Genomic DNA, 22,567 nt, shown 5'->3' with positions numbered 1-22,567 from the left:
AATGCATGCGCTTGCTTGAATTATCAAAATATTCTGTCTATTTATTCGAGTACGTTTCCTGCTTGAATCCTACATTGGACCTTGTCACGGATCGTTAGACGGCCGCGGCCCGCTTCGCTGCGGCCTGTCTCTCGCTCCTCCGTTACTTATTTCTCAAGCGCCCGCAGCTTTGCGATCGCGGCTTGATGCGCTTCGTTCCAAAAATCGTACACCTGCTTCTCGCCCAGGCCGATCAGCTCGTTCATCATTTTGCGCTTGCCCTCCGCGAAGCTGGCGTCGTCTCTGGCCAGGATGAGCTTGGGCACGGCCTGGTTCAGATACGTATTGATCTTCTCGGACATGCCCTTGATCTCGTCAGGCTCGATCGTCGGCATGAAGCCGATCAGCTCGTACACCGGGCTGTTCGTGTATTGCACCCCCTGGGGCAGGATGTCTGCCGGCAGTTCGACGCCGTAATAGGAAACGGCCCGTTTTGCGATCGTGTTTTCGGGCTTGGCCAGCTCGTCGATCTGAACCGCGCGGTTGAGCGCAATCTGAATCGGATCCCCGGTTCCCGGAATACGCGCGTTCATGTCCAGGCCCAAATTGTTGAGGAACTTGCGGTAGCCATACTTGAGCGCGGCGTCGGGATCCTTCATGTTGTTTTCATAGGCTTGCGTATAGCGATATGCGCCATTTTCCATCACCCAGTCCACGCCTTCCACGCCGTTCGCGACCGTCATCGCGCCATGAACGGAATACAGCCAGTTGATCAGCGCCATCGCGCGTTCCGGATGCTTGGCATCCTTTGCGATCGCGATCACGTTCGAATTTCCGAATTTATAGTTGAAGGTATGATACTGCCTGGACGGCATCGGCAGCGGGCCGAACCAGCCTTTGTCCAGAACCTGCTTGGACTGCAGGTACTTGTTGCTCCCCTCGAACATTCCTCCGTTAATCGAAGCCAGCACTTGTCCGGTATTGTACTTCCGGGCGGCCTGATCGTATTTCTGCGTAAAACTTTCCGGGTCCAGCAGTCCCATCTGATACGCCCGATTCCAGAATCGGACGTCGTGCCAGAATCCGGAGTCTTCATCCAGGTACATGTTGAGGGTCTCGTAGGTGTCCACGTCGGTCTGGACGACGTTGGCCGGACCGCCGTACAGGTAGGTGCCTCCCTGGTTGGCGACGCCGAAGTTCATCGTATTGTAGCCTTGCCCCCAGTCGAACCAGGTCGTAAAGCCGTAGTAGGGCTTACCGTCTTCGTTGGTGGGGTGCAGCGCCTTCATGGCCGCCACGACCGCCAGATAATCGTCGCTGTCCTTGATCTCCGGATAGCCCAACTGCTCGTAATAATCCCAGCGCAAGTAGACGCCGTTCCAGAGCGGCTCGGGCTGCGCGGCTTCGCCCTTGATGTTGACGCCCAGGAACTTCAGCTCGCCGTCGCCGTAAATGCTTTTGAACGTTCCCAGCACTTCGGCCGGCACGTTTTTCCGGATATCCGGGCCGTACTTCTCGAGCAGCGGCTCCATGTCCAGCACGAGATCCTTCATTTGGCCGATGTACTTTTTGTTGACGACCATAATGTCCTTCAGGTCGTCCGTCGACAGGATGGCGGCGAGCTTCTCGTCCGTCGGCCTCGTCTCCATGTCGATCCGGATGCCAAGCTCCCGTTCGATTTGCTTCGCCACGGGGTCGTCCTGAATGCCGCGCGGCGGATTGCTGCCCATCACGGCGCTCCAGAAGCTGATCGTGACGGGCGCCTTGCCGTCGTCCACGAGCCCGGCATCGGAAAAGTCCGTCGAACGGCCGGCGCATCCGGCCATAGCGACAAGCGAGGCCACCATGATAACCCGCCAGCACTTTTTTCCCCGTCTCATTTCGGCCTCTGCCTCCCCCCGCTGCTTGACTCGCAAGTCTATGATCACATCTTACATGCGCGCCCCGTGCCCGTTCAATTCTAAAAACTATTGATCTTTATAATAATTATGGCGGCGCCGGAAAAATCGCCGTCAACGAAAGGATTAAGGGGAATGCCAGCGAATCCATAGCTAAACGTCACCATGAATTCGCCCAATCGAGGTGTTGGTCATCTTCAAACAGCTCTATGAGCGTCTGCTCAAGCAAAAATTTTTGAATCGACTGCTGATCGCCTACACGCTGATCGTCATCGTCATCATCTTGTTTTTCAGCATGACGATCCTGGAAAATACGAATCGCGCCCTTCGCGTCGATGCCACCAACAGCCAAGTCCAGGCGATCCAGCGGGCGGCCAACTATTTCGAGCAAAAAGAAGCGACGATCAAGGTGTTGATCCAGCAGCTCTATTTAAATCCGGAGCAGAGCCAGGACATGCTGGAGTATTTGTCCAAAAAAATCGATACGTTCGACGAAGAGGACTTTTCCCAGTCCAGCCCGATCCGGTACTACCTGGACTCGGCAGCCTTTCAGGACGAAGATATTATGGATGCGCTGATCTATAAGAAAAACGGGCAAAATCTGCTCGTCCGCTCCAATTATATGTCGCTCAATAACGATGAATATTTAAGCCGCAACATCGGGCTTTACGATGCGATGGACGATCACTTTTACGGGCTGACGCTTACCCCGACTTATCTGCAGGGCTACTCCTCTCTGCCGAAGAAGCCGATCTTCACCCTGTCGGGCAACATCCGCGGCGGCATCGGTACGACGACGTTCGACCGCAGCATCGCCATCCTGTCCGTCAACTTCAATACCGAGCGCATTGCCGGCTTGTTCGGGCAGCTGATCGACCGGAAATTCCCGATGACGCTTCTGGTGCTCGACCAGGAGGGCAGGGTGGTCATCGACACGTCGAATCGCTATTATGAAGGCGTCTATCCCTACTTCGAGCAAGTGAAAGAAAGCCGTCCGGATGCCCGCCTGGACGAAGTTAGCATGGTTCAGACCATACATAGCGAAAAGCTAGGCTATTACGTTACGGCCGTGCTGCCGCATGCGGAAATCTACGACAAAAGCCGTTCCACGCGAAACCTGATCGTGCTGATCGCCCTGCTAAGCATTATTTTCGCGATCGTGCTCGGCGTCATCAGCATCCGTTTTCTCGCCCGCCGCATCAAATTCATTAACAAGGCCATCCAGAAGGTGCAGGTCGGAGACTTCACTTACCGGATTCCGATCGACGAGACCAAAGACGAGATCAGCAATATCGCGGTGAACTTTAATCAAATGTGCGACTGGATCGTGAACTATATCGAGAAGGGTTATCTGTCCGAGCTCAAGCAAAACGAAGCCCGCCTGTACGCGCTTCAGTCGCAGATCGATCCGCATTTCCTGTACAATACGCTGGAGATCATCCGCATGGAGGCGCTCGCTTCCGGCAACGAACAAGTCAGCCACATTATCGAAATTTTGTCGCAGCTGTTCAGGAACAGCATCAAGGGCGACCGCTACGTACAGATCAAGGACGAGCTGCGCTTCTGCGAGAATTACCTGGAGCTGTACAATATCCGATATGCGGATAACTTGTTCGTGGAATATCAGATCGAGGCGGACATCCTCGAATTCGGCGTCATGAAGCATCTGCTGCAGCCGATCCTCGAAAATTGCATCGTCCACGGTCTGAAGCCCCACGTCGCCAACAATCATATTACGGTCAAAGGCTATCGCGAGGCCGACGATATCATCATTGAGATTGCCGACAACGGAAAAGGCATGGACGGCGCCGAACTGGAAAAAATCAAGCGAGCGCTGGCCGCGAGCGACATCCCGGACAGGCAGACGATCGGCATCATGAACGTTCATCAGCGGATTCGGCTGGCCTTCGGGCCGGCATACGGGCTGAGCATCGACAGCGCCAGCGATCAAGGAACCGCCGTCGCGCTGCGCATGCCGGCCAAAAGCAAAGAGGAGTTGTTAGCGGATGCTGAAAGCTATCATCGCGGATGACGAACCGGCCATTCTCAAAGGACTGCGCGGGATCGTGCAATGGGAGGATTACGGCATCGAGATCGCGGGTCAAGCCTGCAACGGCATCGAGGCGCTGCAGCTGATCGAACGCGAGCAAGCCGCGATCCTCATCACGGATATTCAAATGCCGGAGATGAGCGGACTGTCTCTGATCAAGGAGGCCAAGCGGAAAGGGTATCCGATCCGATCGATTATTCTGAGCGGTTACGACGACTTCGAGTACGTGAAGGAAGCGATGCAGCTGGGGATCGAAAATTATTTGCTGAAGCCGATCGTTCGCGACGAGCTATGCTCCACGCTCATGAATCTGGTCGAAAAAATCAATCAGGATTTGGATCGGCAAAACCAGCTGCGGAGCGACTCGCTGATCCTCAGAAACAACATCTTGAACCGCTGGCTGACGAACCATATCAGTCCGGCCCATCTGAGAGAACGCTCCGATCTGCTCCAGATCGATCTGAATGCCGGCCAATACCTGGTCTGCCTGTTCAAAATTTTATACGAACGACATCATAACAGCTCGCATCGGGAGCTGATCAACTTCGCGAGCGAAAATATATGCAACGAGGTGTTGAACCGGCACGGCAAGGTCATTACCTTCTGCGACATGAACAGCCACGTCGTCGCCTTGTTCGACGATACGACGGAGCTTGGACCCGGGCCGATACGCGCGCTGTTGACCGAGTGCGCGGCGACGATCAACAAGCTGCTCAAATGCGACGTATTCATCACGGTAGGCAACCGAGAGCGCAGCTGCGACGAAGTCCATAGCAGCTACGCCCTGGCCGTCGAATTGATGAATTATTCCTTGCTCATGCCGCCCAATTCTATCGTCGATCACGAGCAAATCGCCAAAGAATCGTTCGTGAACAACGAACGGATCCACTTGGACGACGAAAGGTTCCAGCAGGCGTTGGCCGAGAAAAACCAGGATGAAGCTTGGCGCTATATCGATGACGTATTCGGCCGGATCGTGCATTCCGGCGAGGCGCCGCTGCTCCGCGCTTATCCGCTCGTCATGGACATGCTGTACCGGATCCTGAACGCGCTTCGTCAGATCAAAGTCGACGCAGGCACGCTGTTCGATATTCAAGATACGGTGTTCATCCATCTCATGCGCGCCAAATCGCTGGAGGAGCTCCAGTCCTGGCTGAAAACGATCGTCGCCAAAGCGATCGACAAAATGAACGCCGCCGACGAAAATTGGAATCCGATGATCAAACGCGTGCTGATCTACCTGGACGCGCATTACGCGGAGAACGTGTCGTTAAAGACCCTTTCTCTCGCCTTTAACGTGAACGCGGCCTATTTGGGACAGTTGTTCATTAAAGAAAAGAGCGAGACTTTCTCCAGTTATCTGAATACGATGCGGATCGAAAAAGCGATCGGGCTGCTGACCGAAACGAATCTGGAGCTGCATGAAATCGCCGAAAAAGTCGGCTATGCCAATCAAAGCTATTTTAATATCATTTTCAAAAAATTAACCGGCCTGTATCCCAGCAAGTATAGGCTGGATGCCCGGCATGCTGCGCCTCGGGAGTCTTGATACATACGCGCGGCCTCATGCCTCAAGCATTCTAAGAATAACCGTCACTGCCTCTGCGCGTGTTGCAGGCGCATTCGGGGCAAATTGGTTATGCGTGTTTCCCTTCATGAGGCCCAGCTCCACGGCCGCCTTTACGGAGGGGATCGCCCATGCCGGTATCCGATCGAAATCCGCGAATGTTAATTGAATATCGGAGCCTGCTTCTTTGCCTATTGCCCGCACGAGGATCGCCGACATTTCCGAGCGCGTGATCCATTTGCTCGCACCGAACGTATCGTCTGCGTAGCCGGTAATCAGCTTGGCTTCCACCGCTGTTTGTACATACGGCTTTGCCCATGCAGGAATCTCTTTATTGTCATTGAATGCCAGACCATTGCCGTCGCTTGTCTGCATTTGCAGCGCCCGAACGATCATCGCCGCAAATTCCGCCCTCGTCACTTGAAGATTCGGCTTGAAGGTGGCATCCGCATAGCCGGTGACGAAGCCCCGCTTTACGGCCTCATAGATTGAAGCTTGGGCCCAGTGTTTCTTGATATCCTTGAAAATCAGCAAATGGGAATCAGCCGCTACCGTTGCCGCTACTTGAGGATTAAGCGTAACGACGTTCAGCTTGGAATCGACGAGTTTGATATCGCCAAGCTTGATGGACGTCGTCCCGGATCCGATACGTTCAAAGGTGATCGCTGCCAGCTCCGCGTCCCCTTTCTCGCCGCCGACCTCTCCCACCTTCGTATGCGCGATCCGGATCGTATTGGCGCCAAGGATCGGGTTTACCGAAAAACCTTTAATCGACGTTTCCGCCTTGCTAAAGGAAAGTATATCTTCATCATAAGACAATCCTAAATCATAAGCGTACAGATCCGTAAGCCCGTGCCCCAAAATAGTCAGCTTCACGGCTCTGTCCGAATAACTAAGCTTAAGTTCGAAAGTAGCGTTGGCTTCCTTGGCCGCAACGGTTCCCTGGGACACGCCAATAGCAAGGATGACGATCGACAATAGCTGGATTAACTTGCGTTTTAGCATGCGACTATCCCTCCATGAACTGAGGAGGAAGGCGCCGAAGCGCCTCCCCTCTTTTCTTTCGCAAGTGCCGATCGTTTATTGCTGCAGCCACTTCCCTACGATCATGCGCGCGACTGCCGCCAATTCGAGGATCGTAATCTCGTGATTGTCGAACAAGTCGGCCTTCTCTACCTGATCCCAGCCAAGCTGATCTTTCTTCACGCCGTAATATTTAGCGATGATCGACAGATCCTGAATCGTAATGGACGTCGCTCCAGGTACAAGCGTCACGATTTTTGAAGCAAACGTCGATATTGCAGCGTTCAATGCCGCCGTCGCTGCATCCACCGTCGACTGCGAGGCGCCGCTACTGCTCTTCACGGCGTTCGCCGCTACGATGGCCGCTTGCAGATTTGTGATGGCAGCCGCCGGATATTGACCGACTTTGTTGCCTGCGGTTGCCTTTGCAGCTTTGGCTTGGGCTGCGGCAATCGCTTGATTTAATGCGCCCCGATCGACCGAAGGCGTCGTCGTCGGATTCACGCTTGCTCTGAAGGTGCTCGCCGCCGTCGTTAAGGTCGATACGGCCAGGTCCACTTCGGATTGCGTTACCGCACTAAGGTCGCGAACAAGGATGGCAGCGTTAATCGCCGCCTGAAGCGCTGCCTTCGCGCCTGCCGGATATTGGCCCGGCGCCGATCCTTCCACTGCAGCGCTCCATGCTTGCTGAGCATCCAGAATGGCCGCATTCAAGGCTGCTTTATCGATCTGGATGGCCGAGCCGCTGAAGACGGTTACTGCCGTATCCAATGCGGCAAGCGCCTGAGCGACGTCCGCCGTCGTTGCCGCTCCGTTCTGCGCCACGGCCGATGCAAGATCGATTGCGGCTTGCAGCGTCGCTTTGGTTCCATTCGGATATTGTCCCTGTTGATTGCCTTCGGATGCCGCGTCATGCAGCGCTTGTGCGGTCCCGATAGCAGCAATCAATGCCGTCTTGTCTACTTGAACGACTAGAATGTCCGCCTTGGCCTGAGCGGTGTCGAGCAGCGAATAATGGCCCTCGTCTCCGACCATTTCCTGCTTGGTTACCGCAACCGTCGTCGTGCCGGCTGCCGCATCCGCCCTAGCATTGCCATGCAGAACGAATAGAGGTCCGTCGCCTGTCAAGAAGGTTCCCGTGAGTCCCATAATGATCAGGATCTCCCCGGTGTCCGGCTTGACGGCCGTCTCGACAACCTGAAGCCCCGCACGCGAAGACGTAATTGCGCCTTCATCCAGTACGTTGACGTCATCGTTCAATGAGGTCGCAAACGCGATCACGGCCGGATCGTACTTAAGCTCCACGCTCAGCATATTAAAATTATGCGCCAAGCCGTTTACGCCGACTGTAAGGTCAACCGATTGACCTGCGTACGCTGGCACTGCAGGGCCGGCTAAGCTTGCGCCCGGCTGCAGCGCGGGTCCTTGCGGAATGACGACTTCCTTATCGGGGCTGGCGTTAAGGGAATCGGTTGCGCGATACCTGACAAAATACGTGCCGGCGCCGAGTCCCGCAACCTCCTCTTCCGTAATGGCGGTATAGGTTTGCGAGCCATCCTTTCTGTACTCCATGGCCGTCGTTACGCCGGTAAGCTTTCCGTCATTTCCGTTGACGACGGTCGGCTGTACCCCTGCCGGCGTCGTCGGCGCCTGCTGATCCTGCTTGGCCGCCGCCTGGGTCACTTCCCATTCCCACAAGCCGACGCCATTGCCGTTCCGGGCTTTTTTGGTCATCGTCACGCGGAGCGATTTAACCGCCGGCGCCGGGTTGAATTCAAAGGTATTCGAGGAACCTACAGGCGTCGTCAGCGCGACGATGCCCGTGCTGACGGTTCCCGCCGTCACCCATTCATTCGTTTGGCTGTTCAAAGGAATGTATGAATACGTGTACTTGGTAGGCGCTTCAATGCCGCCGTTATCCGTCCACAGCATCAGATTGGAGCTCTGGAGCGTTGCGCCTTGCGGCCAGTCGTATTGCACCCATTCCTCGGCGCTCGTATTGCCCCACGAACCCCAATGCGGGTTGGTGGCGGCCGTTTTTAAACCGTCGTTAACCGCAGGGAGACTCTCCCACGACGACGTGAAGCTGGCCGACAGGCTGGCCGCGAACGCCATATTTTTATCGCGCGGGCTGAGCAGCCGCAGATCTGTCCGCAGCTTTTCAATGGCCTGGGCCACGTCCTCGTCCGTCGCTTCCTTGTTGCTCATGACCGCAGCGGCGCCGGCCTTGGCGGCGGCAATCGGCGCAAGACCCTGATCGATGAAGTTCGCGGCTTTTAAGGAGTTCGCAAAGTTAATCATCTGCGCAAGCTGCGACTTATCCGTCGCTCCCGTGTAACCGTTGACCTTCCATTCCAGAATGCCGATCCCGACGGTAAGCGGCTTCATGTCGATGCGAGCGCCCGTAATATACGCCGGCTCGAAGGTTGTCGTATTGTACTTATTTAACGCGTTACCAAGTCCCGCTACGCCTCTTGGCGTATACCATTTTCCGTCCGCATCGCGAAGCTGAAGCTTCATATCGGCCGGTTGAAAATTGCCGGAGCCGTCCCGGAACACATAGACGTCCATCGACGAGGCAAGGAACGCCTCATCCCACTGATAAATGACCCATGCCGGTTCTCCTTCTTTTCCCCAGTTGTGCCAGGCACTATTAGAGGCGCCTTTCGTTGGCGAGAAGTCGGACGAACTCTTCGGATCGTAGCCATTGTTCATCGCTTCGGGATACCCGTCGCCGCCCGAATAGCTGGCGGATGGCTTTGCGATCAGCGCGTTGTTTTGAGGCTGCGCTTTGACGACATAGACAGTGACGCGTACCTTCAGATCGCTGTCTACGATATGACCCTCGACGACGAATTCGCCTGGTTTCGCATAGCTGGCCGGATCGACCTGATTCCATGCGATCGCGCTTTTCCGATAGCCGTCCTCGAGCAAAATATCCACCTGTGCGGGAAGCGTCGGAGCCGCGTTAACGGAGGTCACGACGCTAACGGCCTTGTAGGCGCCATCGGTGTCTTTTGCGATATTAATCGTTACATCCTTGCTCGACACCTTGCCTTCATCGGCCGCCGTAAAGGTAAATACATAAGTGCCGGCCTTGCTTATTCGCGCGTATGCATCGGTTTTGCCGCCATTGATAAATGTAACGTCCGCTGCGCCCTCCGGCTTTTGCTTAACCGTCCATCCGTACGTCCAGACAGGTTCGGATACCTCGCTGTACACCGGATCCGCGGTCGCCTTGCCGGACAACACGATAATGCTGCCGTTCGAAGCATCCTGTACCGCAGTCACCTCGCCGATGGCCGGAGGCTGTTTTTCCGGCGGAGCGGCCAACGTGAAGGTCAGTTCATTCGAACCGCTCTTTTGCCCGTCATTGGCGGTAAGTCTGACCGTATAAGCGCCTGCTTTGGTGCCGTTTGCCCGCGTGATCGTCGACTTCGGATTGGTAAAGCTCAGCTTGCCGCCTTCCGGCGCGCTAACCGCTTCCCATTGATAGGTCAACGTGCCGCCAGGAGCGCCGTCGTCGGTCACGGTTCCTTCCATGACGAACGGAATCATCGCCTGCGGGTCTTGCGTCGTCAGCTTTGCCGCAACCTGCGGGGCCTCGTTTTCGCCCGTATCCGTCTTTTCAATGGTCAAATCAGCCGTCAGCGCACCGCTCATTTGGAACATGGCCGTGCCTTTATTGTTCTGAACATAGAACTGTCCGGCGTTATTGCCGTCCAGCTTCAGGGTGTAATAGCCGTTCTCGACGCCTGCGCCATCGAACGTAATCTTTGAAGCGTGCTCGCTTTTGGCAAGATTCGAGAGCTGCAAACGATAGGCCTTGCCGTCTTTTTGAATTTCCGCATTCTCGATTTTGTCGCTTTCCGAGACGAGGTAGATCTTTTCGTCGATAAGGTTGATGCGTTTGCCAAATCCGTCCTTGGGCGCGATCCGATAAGTGCCGTCCTCTTCCGAGACCGAAGCGCCGTATCCGAAAAGACCGAATACCGGATCGGTGACGATATCGGAGCTGATCCGCAGCAGCGAGCCGTAGAGCCCTTCCTCCGATTCGCCGGAGAAGTCCTGCCAGCCGTTGTTCATCACGCGCGTGCCGCCGTCGTTTACGTTTTTGGTTCCGGTTCCGCCCTTCTGGGCGTTATATCTCCAGGAGATGCCGCCTACGGACAGATTCGAGATCTGCCCCATGTTGACGGCATTGAAGTTTGATATTTTCGCCGCATAGTTGCGCTGCTGAGCGACGGCGGCTTGTTCCCCGGTTCTCCCGTCATTTTCATAGCGTAGCCAGTCATCCATAATGGAGCCTGCCAACGAAGCGGTATATTGGAAATTCCACCAGCCCTCGCCGGCGCGGAATACCGGTACGGAATAGTAGTACCAGGTCGGCTGAATGCCCCGCATGGCTCGCGTTTTCAAATCGGCCAAGCCCATGCTTTTCAATGCAGCGTCCGCCCTCGCGTCTTCAGGGTAATAGGTGCGCAGCGCCTTGGCCGCGGAATAGGCCCCTTCTTCGCCCGTATTGTCGTATTCGAATTCCGATCCGTAAGGATAAGCGGCGTTGGTCACGTTCCGTCCTTTGGTTTGGGCGAATTTCTTTTTCAGATTTTCATACTCGGTCAGCATGCCTTCTTCCTTTAACGCCTCGATCATATCCGGAATCTGCTGCTCGCCGTAGAAGCCCGTCGCTCCGCTCGAGACACGGTTGTAGTAGATGCCGTACGCCTTTTCCAGATAGTATTGCGGCGTCTCGCGATAGTCTAACAGATGGGGATAAGCCTTTTGGATCCGATACATGTTAAAGTAGCCGGTGGATTCCATCATCTCGGAAAACGTCCGTACGTAGGGACTTGCCGAATTCGTGTAAACGCCTGAATCTTTGAGGTAGTTCGCGACCGTAAAGGTTTTCTGCGTATTTTTCATATAACTTTCCCACATGTAATCGATCAGGTAGTTCTCAATGGAGCGTATCTCGTCAGGATCGGGATCGAGAACATTTTTCATTGTCATAAAATTGATGTTATCGTGGCTCCAGTCGTCTCCCCAATGGCTGGTCGTCGTGTCCATGCCGGTTGTCAGGTACCAGTCGCGATAGTTGCCAAAGGTCGGACTTGTCGGGTCCTTGTCCTGCGTTTTCTCGACCATGAATTCGGAGTGGGCTTGCGAGGTTTGATCGAGCTCGGCGAGAATATTGAATTCGAACTGCGTGAACTTATCCAGTTGCTCGGAGCCGCTTTTCAGCTTGTAATTCACGCGTACGCTGTTATTGCCGATGCTGCCGAACTTGAGCGAATAAAGATGATGCTGCTCGCCGTTCACGATCTTGGTCTCCACGAACTGTACGGATTCCGAATACCCCGGATTCCCGTCGGGAAGTCCGCGCCCGGCGCGGGAGTTGTTAACCATGGCGCTTCTGGTCTGGCCGGGCTTGATATCGGGGATATGCGCCGCATCGAACGGATCGTTCTCTTGCACGGACTGGATGTCTACCGACTGCACGTCGATGAGGCGATCGTCGTAATGCAGATCCAGCATGACCGGCATATTGATCGCAGCCTGGAAGCCCGGCAACGCAACGACATCGATCATGCCCGACTTGTACAGGTTGGAGCGAAGGTTAGCCTCGCGGTCTTCCATCGAAGTTGAAGCGTTATTGGGACTTTGCGCATTGGCTTGCGGACTGTTGTCGCCTGCGCGCACCGCCGAAAATTTAAACTTGTACGTTTTTTGCTGATCCGGCGCCAACACGAGGCTGGTCGTATCCTTAAAATATCCGCGGCCGGTCTTCTGTATATCCTTGGAGTGGATATAGAGCACGTTCAGCCCGGGAAACCAGCCGCCGCTGTCGCCGACCCAGTTGGAGTACAGGCTTCCGTTGCGCAGTTCGCCCGTATCGCCCAGCCAGTAGTCCACATATTCGATGCGGGCGCCGCTTTCCGGCACCGGGGCAAACATCATGAAATTCCCTTCGCCGCTCGTGCGGATCGCATAGGAATACCCGCTGTCGGCACCGGCAAAGTTATGTACCGTCACTCGGTTGTCGTACGTATCCGATACGGATAAATACTTGTTGTTCCATGGCATCGGCAAGCCGATATCGCCGAACTCCATATATTTTCCGCTTTTGTTTTTCACCGTAATTTCCCATAGCAGCGAACCATCGTCCGTATCCATGTCGAAGACGGACTTCACGTCAAAACCCTTCATTGCCCGGGCAGCCGTGGAATCGAGATTTTGTCCGATATAGTTGACTTCCACCTTTTTGCCGTCCGTCGAAGCCTGCTTCGTAATGTAAGGGTTGGCAGGGTTGATCGTCGTATATTTCGTCGATCCGCCGGCCGCCAACGTTTTGTTCGTATCCACTTCTACGAAGCCGGATCTATCGTTAGGGAACTGCCCGCTGTCGCCGGTACGATAAGAAAAAATCATCTCGCCCATCCATTGGTGCTGAACGTCGTTCTGCGGCGACGTATTGTTGGGCAATACAAAATTGATAGGCTTGCCGCCTTTGTTGGTCGGGTTGTTCTGAATATATAATTCTTCGATCTGGCCCAGATCGCCGATCTTGGCGGAGAGACTGGCATTGGAAATGCCGTTCGCCGCCGCCGCTGCCGAGGGCACCGCATTTATTCCCAAAGGCAGCCCGCCGAAAAATAACGCGGACGAAGTGGCCAGCGATATCAGCTTTTTAGTTGTCGTTTTCATTTTGACCTCCTGGTTACATGGTTTATTTAAATTAGAATAGAAAGCGCTTTCAAAATTGGCTCGCAAGGAAACGCTTTTAAACCCACCTCCCTTTGAAAATCAGCCCCGCCAAATTGTTTTCAAATTTCAGTTCGGCAAATTCACAGTCTCCAGCCATTAAGCAATCGCTTTCATAAATATTTTATATCCTGCAAACCGCCCAAAAAAAGTATGATATTCAATCACTTTTTTAAAATTTGCAACCTATTTGCGCCGCCCCGCATATCGTCACCGCATCTCCTCGCCTGCGCCGCCTTATTGCAGCAATACCTGCAAATATACATCTTTATTCGCCGATGTCGGCTCTTTTAGACTGAAAAGATGCAAATATACATTTATTTTCATTCACCGGCCGCATTTCCGGCTTCTGCTTTGAATTTACCTGCATATTTGCATCCTTTTCATCGCGCGTCGTTGATCCGAAGAAAATACCTGTACGAATGCAGGTATTTCGACCTGCAAAACGACCGAATAACGCCGACATGCTAGATACGCGCTTCCTGCGCACGAATCGTCGCCAAATTTTTGAGGAGCGAGTCGAATTGCTCGATGTTGGTGAACGGCCGCCGAACGCAAAAAGAGCGGATCGCTCCGCTCTCGTTTGTTGTATAACGTATTTTTACAGCCGCTCGATCATTCTCATGATCAGCACGGCCGCTTCCGCCCGCGTGACAGAAGCGAGGGGCGCAAATTGGTTCCCCTCTTGCCCCTTCATTAACCTGGCTTGCTGCGCGGATGCCACCGCCGCCTTCGCCCACGCCGGAATGTCGTTCGCATCCACGAACGAGAGCGCCGTCTCCGACGTTTGCGGCAATTGCAGCGCACGCGCCGCAATCGCCGCAAGCTCCGCCCGGCTCATAAGCGCTCCCGGCCGGAACGTTCCGTCCGCGAAGCCCTGTATCAGCCCATGAGCCGTCGCTTCCGCAACGGACGAACGCGCCCATGCCGGAATGCCTGCCGCATCCGCAAATGTCGTCGGCTCCGCGCTTTCAGCTGCGCCGTTGCTCAGCTTCAGTGCACGGCTGAGCATGACCGTGAATTCCACGCGCGACACCTGCTGGTTCGGACGGAAGGTGCCGTCTTGATACCCTGTCAGAATTCCTTTACCGACCGCCGCTTCGATCTCCGTCTTCGCCCAATGACCGGTTACGTCGCTAAGCTGGATAGCAGGCTTTTCCGGCTGGGTAGTTTGTTCGGCAACCGAGAGGACGGCGAACGCAGCAAATCGGCTCGTTTGAGCGCTAAAGACATCTCCGTTCAGGCTCCCGTCCATCTCCGTCCACTGACTTGCCGCCTCGTCGTACGCGAACAGGGCGGCTCTGCGGCCTTCGCCGATCGTTGCGGAATCGAGCTTGATTTGCAGCGACATCTGCAATTGGAGCGTTTCGTCTATATTTTTGCTTAAACGGAAAACCATGCTCAGCGCCTGCGCATCGCCGGGCAGACGCAGCTCGTTCGCATCAAGCCTTTCTAACGTCAGCGAAAAGGGTCGGCTCGCCGCATGGACCGTAACAGAAACGTTGCCCTTGTCTCCTATACTTGCCGCGCACACGCCGATCCCGCAGTTGACTACCATGCGAGAGGGATCCGATGGCGTCGGAATTGGAGCGAAGTCTACCTGCACACGGATGATCGCCTTCATGCCTTCCGGGTTCGTCGATCCAGTCGGCGCTGTCAGTGTGCCGACGAATGTGTACGCGCCCGGCGTCTTCCCGTCGTATGCCGGTGTGCCGCCGTTCCACATCACTGTCGCCGGCTTGGTTTCCCCGTTGCTTAACGTTACCTCAACAGTGGCGGGCAATCCCGCGTCCTCCAGCTTCGTGCCATATGGCACACGGATGTCGGCGAATGTGCCTACCGATGATACGGTCGGCAACGCTACGATAATGTTGACGCTCACCGTCTTGCCGTCCGGATTCGTCGATCCTGTCGGCGCCGTCAGCGTACCGACGAATGTGTACGTGCCCGGCTTCGTCCCGTTGTACGCCGGTGTGCCGTCATTCCAACTCACCATCGCAGATTTGGTTTCACCGCTGCTCAGGGTTACGTCTACCGTTGCAGGCAGTCCGGCGTCTTCCAGTTTCGTGCCGTATGGCACACGGATGTCGGCGAGCGTGCCTACCGATGATACGGTCGGCAGCTCCACGATGACGTTGATGCTCGCCGTCTTGCCGTCGGGATTCGTCGATCCTGTCGGTGCCGTCAGCGTGCCGACGAATGTGTACGTGCCCGGCTTCGTCCCGTCGTATGTCGGCGTACCCCCGTTCCATGTCACCGTCGCCGACTTGGTTTCCCCGCTGCTCAGGGTTACGTCTACCGTTGCAGGCAGTCCGGCGTCTTCCAGTTTTGTACCGTATGGCACACGGATGTCGGCGAGTGTGCCTACCGATGATACGGTCGGCAACGCTACGATGATGTTGACGCTCGCTGTCTTGTCTCCCGGATTCGTCGATCCTGTCGGCGCCGTCAGCGTACCTACAAACGCATACGTACCCGGCTTTGTCCCGTCGTAAGACTGCGTGCCGCCATTCCATGTCACCATCGCAGAATTGGTATCCCCGCTGCTCAGCGTTACTTCTACCGTTGCAGGCAGTCCGGCGTCTTCCAGCTTCGTGCCGTATGGCACACGGATGTCGGCGAGTGTGCCTACCGATGATACGATCGGCAACGCTACGATAATGTTGACGCTCACCGTCTTGCCGTCCGGATTCGTCGATCCTGTCGGCGCCGTCAGCGTACCGACAAACGCATACGTGCCTGGCTTTGTCCCGTCGTAAGACGGCGTGCCGCCGTTCCATGTCACCGTCGCCGATTTGCTTTCCCCGCTGCTCAGCGTTACGTCTACCGTTGCAGGCAGTCCCGCGTCTTCCAGCTTCGTGCCGTATGGCACACGGATGTCGGCGAGTGTGCCTACCGTCGATAGGGTTGGCAGCTCGACGATAATGTTGACGCTCACCGTCTTGCCGTCCGGATTCGTCGATCCTGTCGGCGCCGTCAGCGTACCGACAAACGCATACGTGCCTGGCTTTGTCCCGTCGTAAGACGGCGTGCCGCCATTCCATGTCACCGTCGCCGACTTGGTTTCCCCGCTGCTCAACGTTACGTCTACCGTTGCAGGCAGTCCGGCGTCTTCCAGTTTCGTGCCGAATGGCACACGGATGTCGGCGAGCGTGCCTACAGATGATACGATCGGCAACGCTACGATGATGTTGACGCTCGCCGTCTTGCCGTCAGGATTCGTCGAACCAGTCGGCGCCATCAGCGTACCGACAAACGCATACGTACCTGGCTTTGTCCCGTCGTAAGACGGCGTGCCGCCGTTCCATGTCACCGTCGCCGACTTGATATCCCCGCTGCTCAGCGTTACATCTACTGCAGCGGACAGTCCGGCGTCTTCCAGCTTCGTGCCGTACGGCACAGGGATGTCTGCGAGTGTGCCTACCGATGATACAATCGGCAGCTCGACGATAACGTTGATGCTCGCCGTCTTGTCATTTAGATTGGTTGATCCTGTCGGTGCCGTCAGCGTGCCGACGAATGTGTACGTGCCCGGCTTCGTCCCGTCGTACGCCGGCGTGCCGCCGTTCCATGTCACCGACGCCGACTTGCTTTCCCCGCTGCTCAGGGTTACGTCTACCGTTGCAGGCAGTCCGGCGTCTTCCAGTTTTGTACCGTATGGCACGCGGATATCGGTGAGCGTGCCTACCGTCGATACGATCGGCAACGCGACGATGATGTTGACGCTCGCCGTCTTGCCGTCGGGATTCGTCGATCCAGTCGGCGCCATCAGCGTACCGACGAATGTGTACATGCCCGGCTTCGTCCCGTCGTATGTCGGCGTACCCCCGTTCCATGTCACCGTCGCCGACTTGGTTTCCCCGCTGCTCAGGGTTACGTCTACCGTTGCAGGCAGTCCGGCGTCTTCCAGTTTTGTACCGTATGGCACGCGGATATCGGTGAGCGTACCTACCGTCGATACGATCGGCAACGCGACGATGATGTTGACGCTCGCCGTCTTGCCGTCGGGATTCGTCGATCCAGTCGGCGCCATCAGCGTACCGACAAACGCATACGTACCTGGCTTTGTCCCGTCGTAAGACGGCGTGCCGCCGTTCCATGTCACCGTCGCCGACTTGATATCCCCGCTGCTCAGCTTTACATCTACTGCAGCGGGCAGTCCGGCGTCTTCCAGTTTCGTGCCGTATGGCACACGGATGTCGGCGAGTGTGCCTACCGATGATACGATCGGCAGCTCGACGATAACGTTGATGCTCGCCGTCTTGCCGTTCGGATTCGTCGAGCCTGCTGGCGCCGTCAGCGTACCTACGAACGCATACGTACCCGGCTTTGTCCCGTCATACGCCGGCGTGCCCCCGTTCCACGTCACCGTCGCCGACTTGGCATCCCCGCTGCTCAGCGTCACACTCACCGCGGTCGGCAGTCCCGCGGCACCTAACGTCGTACCGTACGGCACATGAATATCCGTCAGCGTGCCTACCGTCGACACCGTCGGCAGCTCCACCACGACATTCACGCTCGCCGTCTTGCCTCCCGGATTCGTCGAACCCGTCGGCGCCGTCACCGTACCTACGAACGCATACGTACCCGGCTTCGTCCCATCATACGCCGGCGTACCGCCGTTCCACGTCACCGTCGCCGACTTGGCATCCCCGCTGCTCAGCGTCACACTCACCGCGGTCGGCAGTCCCGCGGCACCTAACGTCGTACCGTACGGCACATGAATATCCGTCAGCGTGCCTACCGTCGACACCGTCGGCAGCTCCACCACGACATTCACGCTCGCCGTCTTGCCTCCCGGATTCGTCGAACCCGTCGGCGCCGTCACCGTACCTACGAACGCATACGTACCCGGCTTCGTCCCATCATACGCCGGCGTACCGCCGTTCCACGTCACCGTCGCCGACTTCGTTTCCCCGCTGCTCAGCGTTACACTCACCGTAGCCGGCAGCCCCGCGGCACCTAACGTCGTGCCATACGGCACATGCATATCCATCAGCGTGCCTACCGTCGACACCGTCGGCAGCTCCACCACCACATTCACGCTCGCCGTCTTGCCATCCGGGTTGACCGAACCGGCAGGCGCAGTCAGCGTCCCAGTGAAAACATAGGTCCCCGGCTTCGTGCGATCATAAGCCGGAGCGCCTCCGTCCCATGATACAGCCGCCGGCTTCGCCGTTCCGTTGCTAAGCGACACGTTGACAGTGCCGGGCAGTCCGAGCCCGCTCTGCATCGTACCGTAAGGTACGCGAATATCCGACAACGAGGCGACGGATACAATCTTGACCGCTTTCCAATGCGCATAAAGCGTCGCGCTGCTCGTGTTCGTAATCGAGCTGATCGGCGTCGTATCCGTAAACGGAACGCCGTCAAGCGTATACCAACCGTCAAACTCGTAACCCGAAGGACTGGGGCTCGTCAAGCTCAGCCCTGCGGCTTGCACCGTCGAGGCCAATACATGCAGCGAGGCCGGCGGCGTGCCCGGTGCGCCATTCAGGTTAAACGACAGATCGTAGGCATTGCCGCTGACCGTCACGCCCGTTACCGGGCTGCTGATCGTACCGGTATTCTGGATGGTCCCGGCGCCGCTAAGCGAACCGGTGCCTTCAATCGTTCCCGAATTTTCGAACGTAATTCCGGCCGGGATAACGAGTCTTTGACCGCTCGGTATTACGATCGTACCGCTGTTGCTCAAAGAACCGAAAGTGGAGTTGGTCGAGCCCGGACCGATTGCTGAGAAGCCAGAAGAATTGCCGGTAGAAGGCGTAACAACGCCCCCGGTGATCGTCACCGCTGCGCCGGGTGCGCCATATCCGCCTCCAATTCCCGCACCGCCGTTATTGCCGGTCGCATTGACGGTACCGCCGGTGATCGTCACCGTTCCGCCCGCCCCTTGCAGTCCGCCGCCGATGCCGGAACCGCCGTTCCTGCCGGTCGCATTGACAGTCCCGCCGTTAACGGTCACCGTTCCGCCCGCTCCGTTCGCGCCCCCGCCGATGCCGGACGAGCCGTTGCTGGCTCCCATTGCATTTATCGTGCCGCCGTTGATCATGATGGTTCCGGCAGCTTTCTGATAGGCCGATCCGATGCCGGCGCCGTAGCCGCCCGTACCTCCCGTTGCGTTCAACGTTCCGCCGCCGAGCGTGTCTACGATCGTGAGCGTCGTACCGGCAATAACCCCGATCGCAGCCTGATCGCTTGCTGCGGGTGCCGTAATCGACAGCGTATATCCTTTCAGATTTAACGTTAGACTTTTCCCCGGTGGCAGAGCGATCGTACCCGACGTTTGTGTAATATGATCGCCTAACACGATCGTATCGCCGCTAGGTGCATTCGCAAATGCATCGGTCAGTTCGTTCCAAGTCGCTACCGTCCGGTCGGCTGCATATATAGGCCCGGGTCCGATAGCCAGAACGCCGCCGCACAACAGCATGAGACATAGACAGCCGAGGAGCCATCTCCTTGAGATTCTGGAAAATGTCGACTGTCTTCCGGCTCGATTCATCATCTTCTTCCTTTCTTTGAAAAAATAATATAGAATTCGCCGATATTCATTCAAAGCGCCCCGGGATAAACAACCGGAACGCTGCCCATTCTCGTTTTGTCGAAGCATCGTAGTATATTCTACCATTCATTTAAGAACTGGGGCATAATATGAACGATAAGTTTCAAAAATGGACTTCTTTCCATATAAAAGAACCCTTTCGAGACACTTCATGTGCCTCTGAAAGGGTTCTTCCGAACCGCTCATATGGTCGCCGCCCGGCATGCGCAATCGGGAGAAAACCCGGGACCGATTTTCCGATTCCCTCCCGCTCTTTAATTCGAAGGCGCGAGATCCTCCATCCCTAGAATGACGAGTTCCATCTGATCAAATGTATTCGGCACTTGCAAGCTGAGCGCCTGAAGCGCTTCGTCATAAGACCAGCTCCCGCCGGATTCCTCTAAACTAATTTCCCCTATCAAAATGGCTTTTGGTGCGAAATGCATCGATTTGACTTGAAGCTGAAGAAGCTGGCGCTCGTTCTTCATCCCTTTGGACAGATAAGTCAGCCTTAATGACAGCTTGTCTTCACTGAATAGAGCCGTTGACTGTAACAGGTTGTAAACGCCGCTCTCGTAAGCGTATGTACGCGCATCATCCTCGTACCATTGACCGACGGACGTCGTACCTGGCGCTCCGGCATACATGCGCAGCGTTACGTTCGCCGACTCGTTCATGGCTGGCTTCCACTGATCCTCCGCAAGCTCCGGAACCATGCTTCCCGCCTTCACATACAGCGGCAGAACGTCCATAGGCGCATGAGCCAAAATGGTGCGGCCGCCTTCATGGCGTTCGCCCGTCCAATAATCGATCCATTCCCCGGCAGGCAGATAAACCGAGCGATATTCCGTGCTTGGACGCAGGATCGGCGCAACAAGCAAGCTCGTTCCGACCAGGAACTGATCGCATAGATTATAGACGCTGCGGTCGTTCGGGTACTCCAGTATGAGCGGGCGCATGATCGGCAGACCGGTCTTATGCGCTTCATAGAATTGCGTATACAGATAAGGAAGCAGCCTGTAGCGCAAACGAATATACTTGCGGCATATATCTTCGATCTGCGGACCGAACGACCACGGCTCTTGGCGTATCGACTCCAGAACGCTATGATTGCGGCAGTAAGGGAAGAAAACGCCCGCCTGCGTCCAACGCGCCAGAAGCTCCGGCGTGGTATTGTGGGCAAAGCCGCCGATATCCGGTCCGGAGAAGGGCTGTCCGGATAAACCCAGGTTAAGCACCATCGGGATCGCCATGGCCAAGTGCTCCCAGAAGCTGCGGTTGTCGCCGGTCCAAGTGGCTGCATATTTTTGTATGCCCGCATAACCTGCGCGTGTCAGCACGAATGGGCGCTCCCCGTCCAGCTGCTTCTTCAAGCCTTGCTGGGTCGCCATCGACATCAGCATGCCGTAAAGATTATGAAGCTCGCGGTGCGTTTTCATATCGCCGTCGTTGCCGTGAACGACATCCAGATCCATCGTTTTCGAAGCGTTGAACACGGCAGGCTCGTTCATGTCGTTCCAAATGCCGTGAATGCCGAGCTCCGTATAATAACGATGCTTCTCGCCCCACCAGGCGCGCACCTGCTCCTCCGTGAAGTCTGGGAAGGCGCTTGCTCCCGGCCACACATTTCCGATAAACACTTCGCCTTCCAGCTTGCGACAGAAATAATCCTTCTTCGTTCCTTCAATATACGGCGCGTACTCCGGGTCCTTCTTGACGCCTGGATCTACGATCGGAACAATCTTGATTCCCATGGCGTCCAGTTCGTCGATCATCTTTTGGGGATTCGGGAACCGCACCGGATCAAACGTGAATACGCGGTACTCGTCCATGTAGTGAATGTCCAGGTAAATGACGTCGCAAGGAATGTTCTTGCTGCGGAAGTTCCGTGCGAGCATCATAACCTCTTCCTGGTCCATGTAGCTGTAGCGGGATTGATGGTACCCGATGGCCCAGGCCGGCGGAAGATCCATTCGCCCCGTCAGGCCGGTGTACCGCTGTACGACATCCTTCAGTTCGGGCCCGTACACAAAGTAATAGTCGATGGTGCCCGCATGGACCTGGACCGTATAAGCAATATCGCTCGTGTGCATATCGAACGTGGAACGTCCCGGATTATCGAGGAAAATGCCGTAAGCAGGCCGATCGTAACGGAAATGAACGAGAAACGGAATCGATACGTACAAGCATTCGATCTCGGGCACATGGGGATCGAACACGTCCGAGTTCCACATGTCGTACTTCTCGCCTTTTTTGTCCAGAAAGCTCGTCTTCTCTCCCAGACCGTAAATGTGGGAGTCCTTCTCCATCGCTTTACGGAAACCGTACTCGCCTCGTCCCGCCCTGTACAGCTCTTGTTCCCTGGAGATTAGTTCGCCGCCGGCATCGTAAAAATCGATCCGGGCATTCGCTTTGTGCACGACAACCGTAAGCGCAGGCAACACCAGCTTGTACTGTTCCGGCCCCTCCTCCAATCGCGCGTCAACCGCTTCATAGGCTTCTTTTTGAACCGCAATCGTCGACTTCAAATCGCGCGCATGGTCCAGCAGCAGCTTTACGCGGACGACATACGCATTGACCGGCTGCAGCATAATCGACGCATGCTCGCCGCGGAATACATAGACGCCCTGTTCGTTTTGAGCCGACTGGATCGCGCCGACGTGCCAATCAACCTTGGGAGCTTCCTGATGTTCGATTTTATCGGGATGAATCGTTTCGCTAGTTTGCACAATATTATCTCCTAT

Annotated in this window: 8 protein-coding genes; 2 read left to right on the top strand and 6 right to left on the bottom strand. The window is 55.9% G+C overall.

Features of this window, described 5'->3' with window-relative positions:
• Positions 1-146 precede the first annotated feature (146 nt).
• Entirely contained in the window at positions 147-1,859 is a 1,713-nt protein-coding gene (locus tag ACFOTD_RS09585) for an extracellular solute-binding protein (protein ID WP_378118061.1), read from the bottom strand.
• A gap of 205 nt (positions 1,860-2,064) precedes the next feature.
• Between ACFOTD_RS09585 and ACFOTD_RS09580 the strand changes: the two genes are divergently transcribed.
• Positions 2,065-3,909 (top strand): sensor histidine kinase, encoded by a 1,845-nt coding sequence (locus tag ACFOTD_RS09580; protein ID WP_378118059.1) that lies wholly within the window; start codon positions 2,065-2,067, stop codon positions 3,907-3,909.
• On the top strand, positions 3,884-5,476 hold the full coding sequence (locus ACFOTD_RS09575) for a response regulator (RefSeq protein ID WP_378118057.1): 1,593 nt from the start codon (positions 3,884-3,886) through the stop codon (positions 5,474-5,476). The genes ACFOTD_RS09580 and ACFOTD_RS09575 overlap by 26 nt, the downstream gene beginning before the upstream one ends.
• 15 nt (positions 5,477-5,491) lie before the next feature.
• Here the strand turns inward: ACFOTD_RS09575 and ACFOTD_RS09570 are convergent, their stop codons facing one another.
• The 5 genes from ACFOTD_RS09570 to ACFOTD_RS09550 form a co-directional block, all read right to left on the bottom strand.
• A complete protein-coding gene (locus tag ACFOTD_RS09570) occupies positions 5,492-6,499 on the bottom strand; it encodes an S-layer homology domain-containing protein (protein WP_378118055.1) in 1,008 nt (335 codons plus the stop codon).
• A 75-nt stretch (positions 6,500-6,574) separates the two neighbouring features.
• Entirely contained in the window at positions 6,575-13,222 is a 6,648-nt protein-coding gene (locus tag ACFOTD_RS09565; protein ID WP_378118053.1) for a DUF5695 domain-containing protein, read from the bottom strand.
• Between the two features lie 325 nt (positions 13,223-13,547).
• Complete coding sequence (locus ACFOTD_RS09560; protein ID WP_378118051.1) at positions 13,548-13,745, bottom strand: hypothetical protein; 198 nt, start codon at positions 13,743-13,745, stop codon at positions 13,548-13,550.
• A 135-nt stretch (positions 13,746-13,880) separates the two neighbouring features.
• Positions 13,881-19,712 (bottom strand): Ig-like domain-containing protein, encoded by a 5,832-nt coding sequence (locus ACFOTD_RS09555; protein WP_378118049.1) that lies wholly within the window; start codon positions 19,710-19,712, stop codon positions 13,881-13,883.
• A gap of 386 nt (positions 19,713-20,098) precedes the next feature.
• Positions 20,099-22,552: a glycoside hydrolase family 31 protein gene (locus tag ACFOTD_RS09550; protein ID WP_378118048.1), complete on the bottom strand. Its 2,454-nt coding sequence runs from the start codon at positions 22,550-22,552 to the stop codon at positions 20,099-20,101.
• Between the last annotated feature and the right edge of the window lie 15 nt (positions 22,553-22,567).

It is taken from the genome of Cohnella sp. GCM10012308 (assembly GCF_042649185.1).
Lineage (GTDB): Bacteria > Bacillota > Bacilli > Paenibacillales > Paenibacillaceae > Cohnella.
Note: the sequence above shows the minus strand (reverse complement) of the source record. Positions and strands in the feature narration are given on the sequence as shown.

Excerpts from the sequence above, each read along its gene's own strand:
- ACFOTD_RS09585 (WP_378118061.1), bottom strand. The coding sequence starts at position 1,859 with ATGAGACGGGGAAAAAAGTGCTGGCGGGTTATCATGGTGGCCTCGCTT.
- ACFOTD_RS09555 (WP_378118049.1), bottom strand. The coding sequence starts at position 19,712 with ATGCTGTTGTGCGGCGGCGTTCTGGCTATCGGACCCGGGCCTATATAT.
- ACFOTD_RS09565 (WP_378118053.1), bottom strand. The coding sequence starts at position 13,222 with ATGAAAACGACAACTAAAAAGCTGATATCGCTGGCCACTTCGTCCGCG.
- ACFOTD_RS09570 (WP_378118055.1), bottom strand. The coding sequence starts at position 6,499 with ATGCTAAAACGCAAGTTAATCCAGCTATTGTCGATCGTCATCCTTGCT.
- ACFOTD_RS09575 (WP_378118057.1), top strand. The coding sequence starts at position 3,884 with ATGCTGAAAGCTATCATCGCGGATGACGAACCGGCCATTCTCAAAGGA.
- ACFOTD_RS09560 (WP_378118051.1), bottom strand. The coding sequence starts at position 13,745 with ATGTCGGCGTTATTCGGTCGTTTTGCAGGTCGAAATACCTGCATTCGT.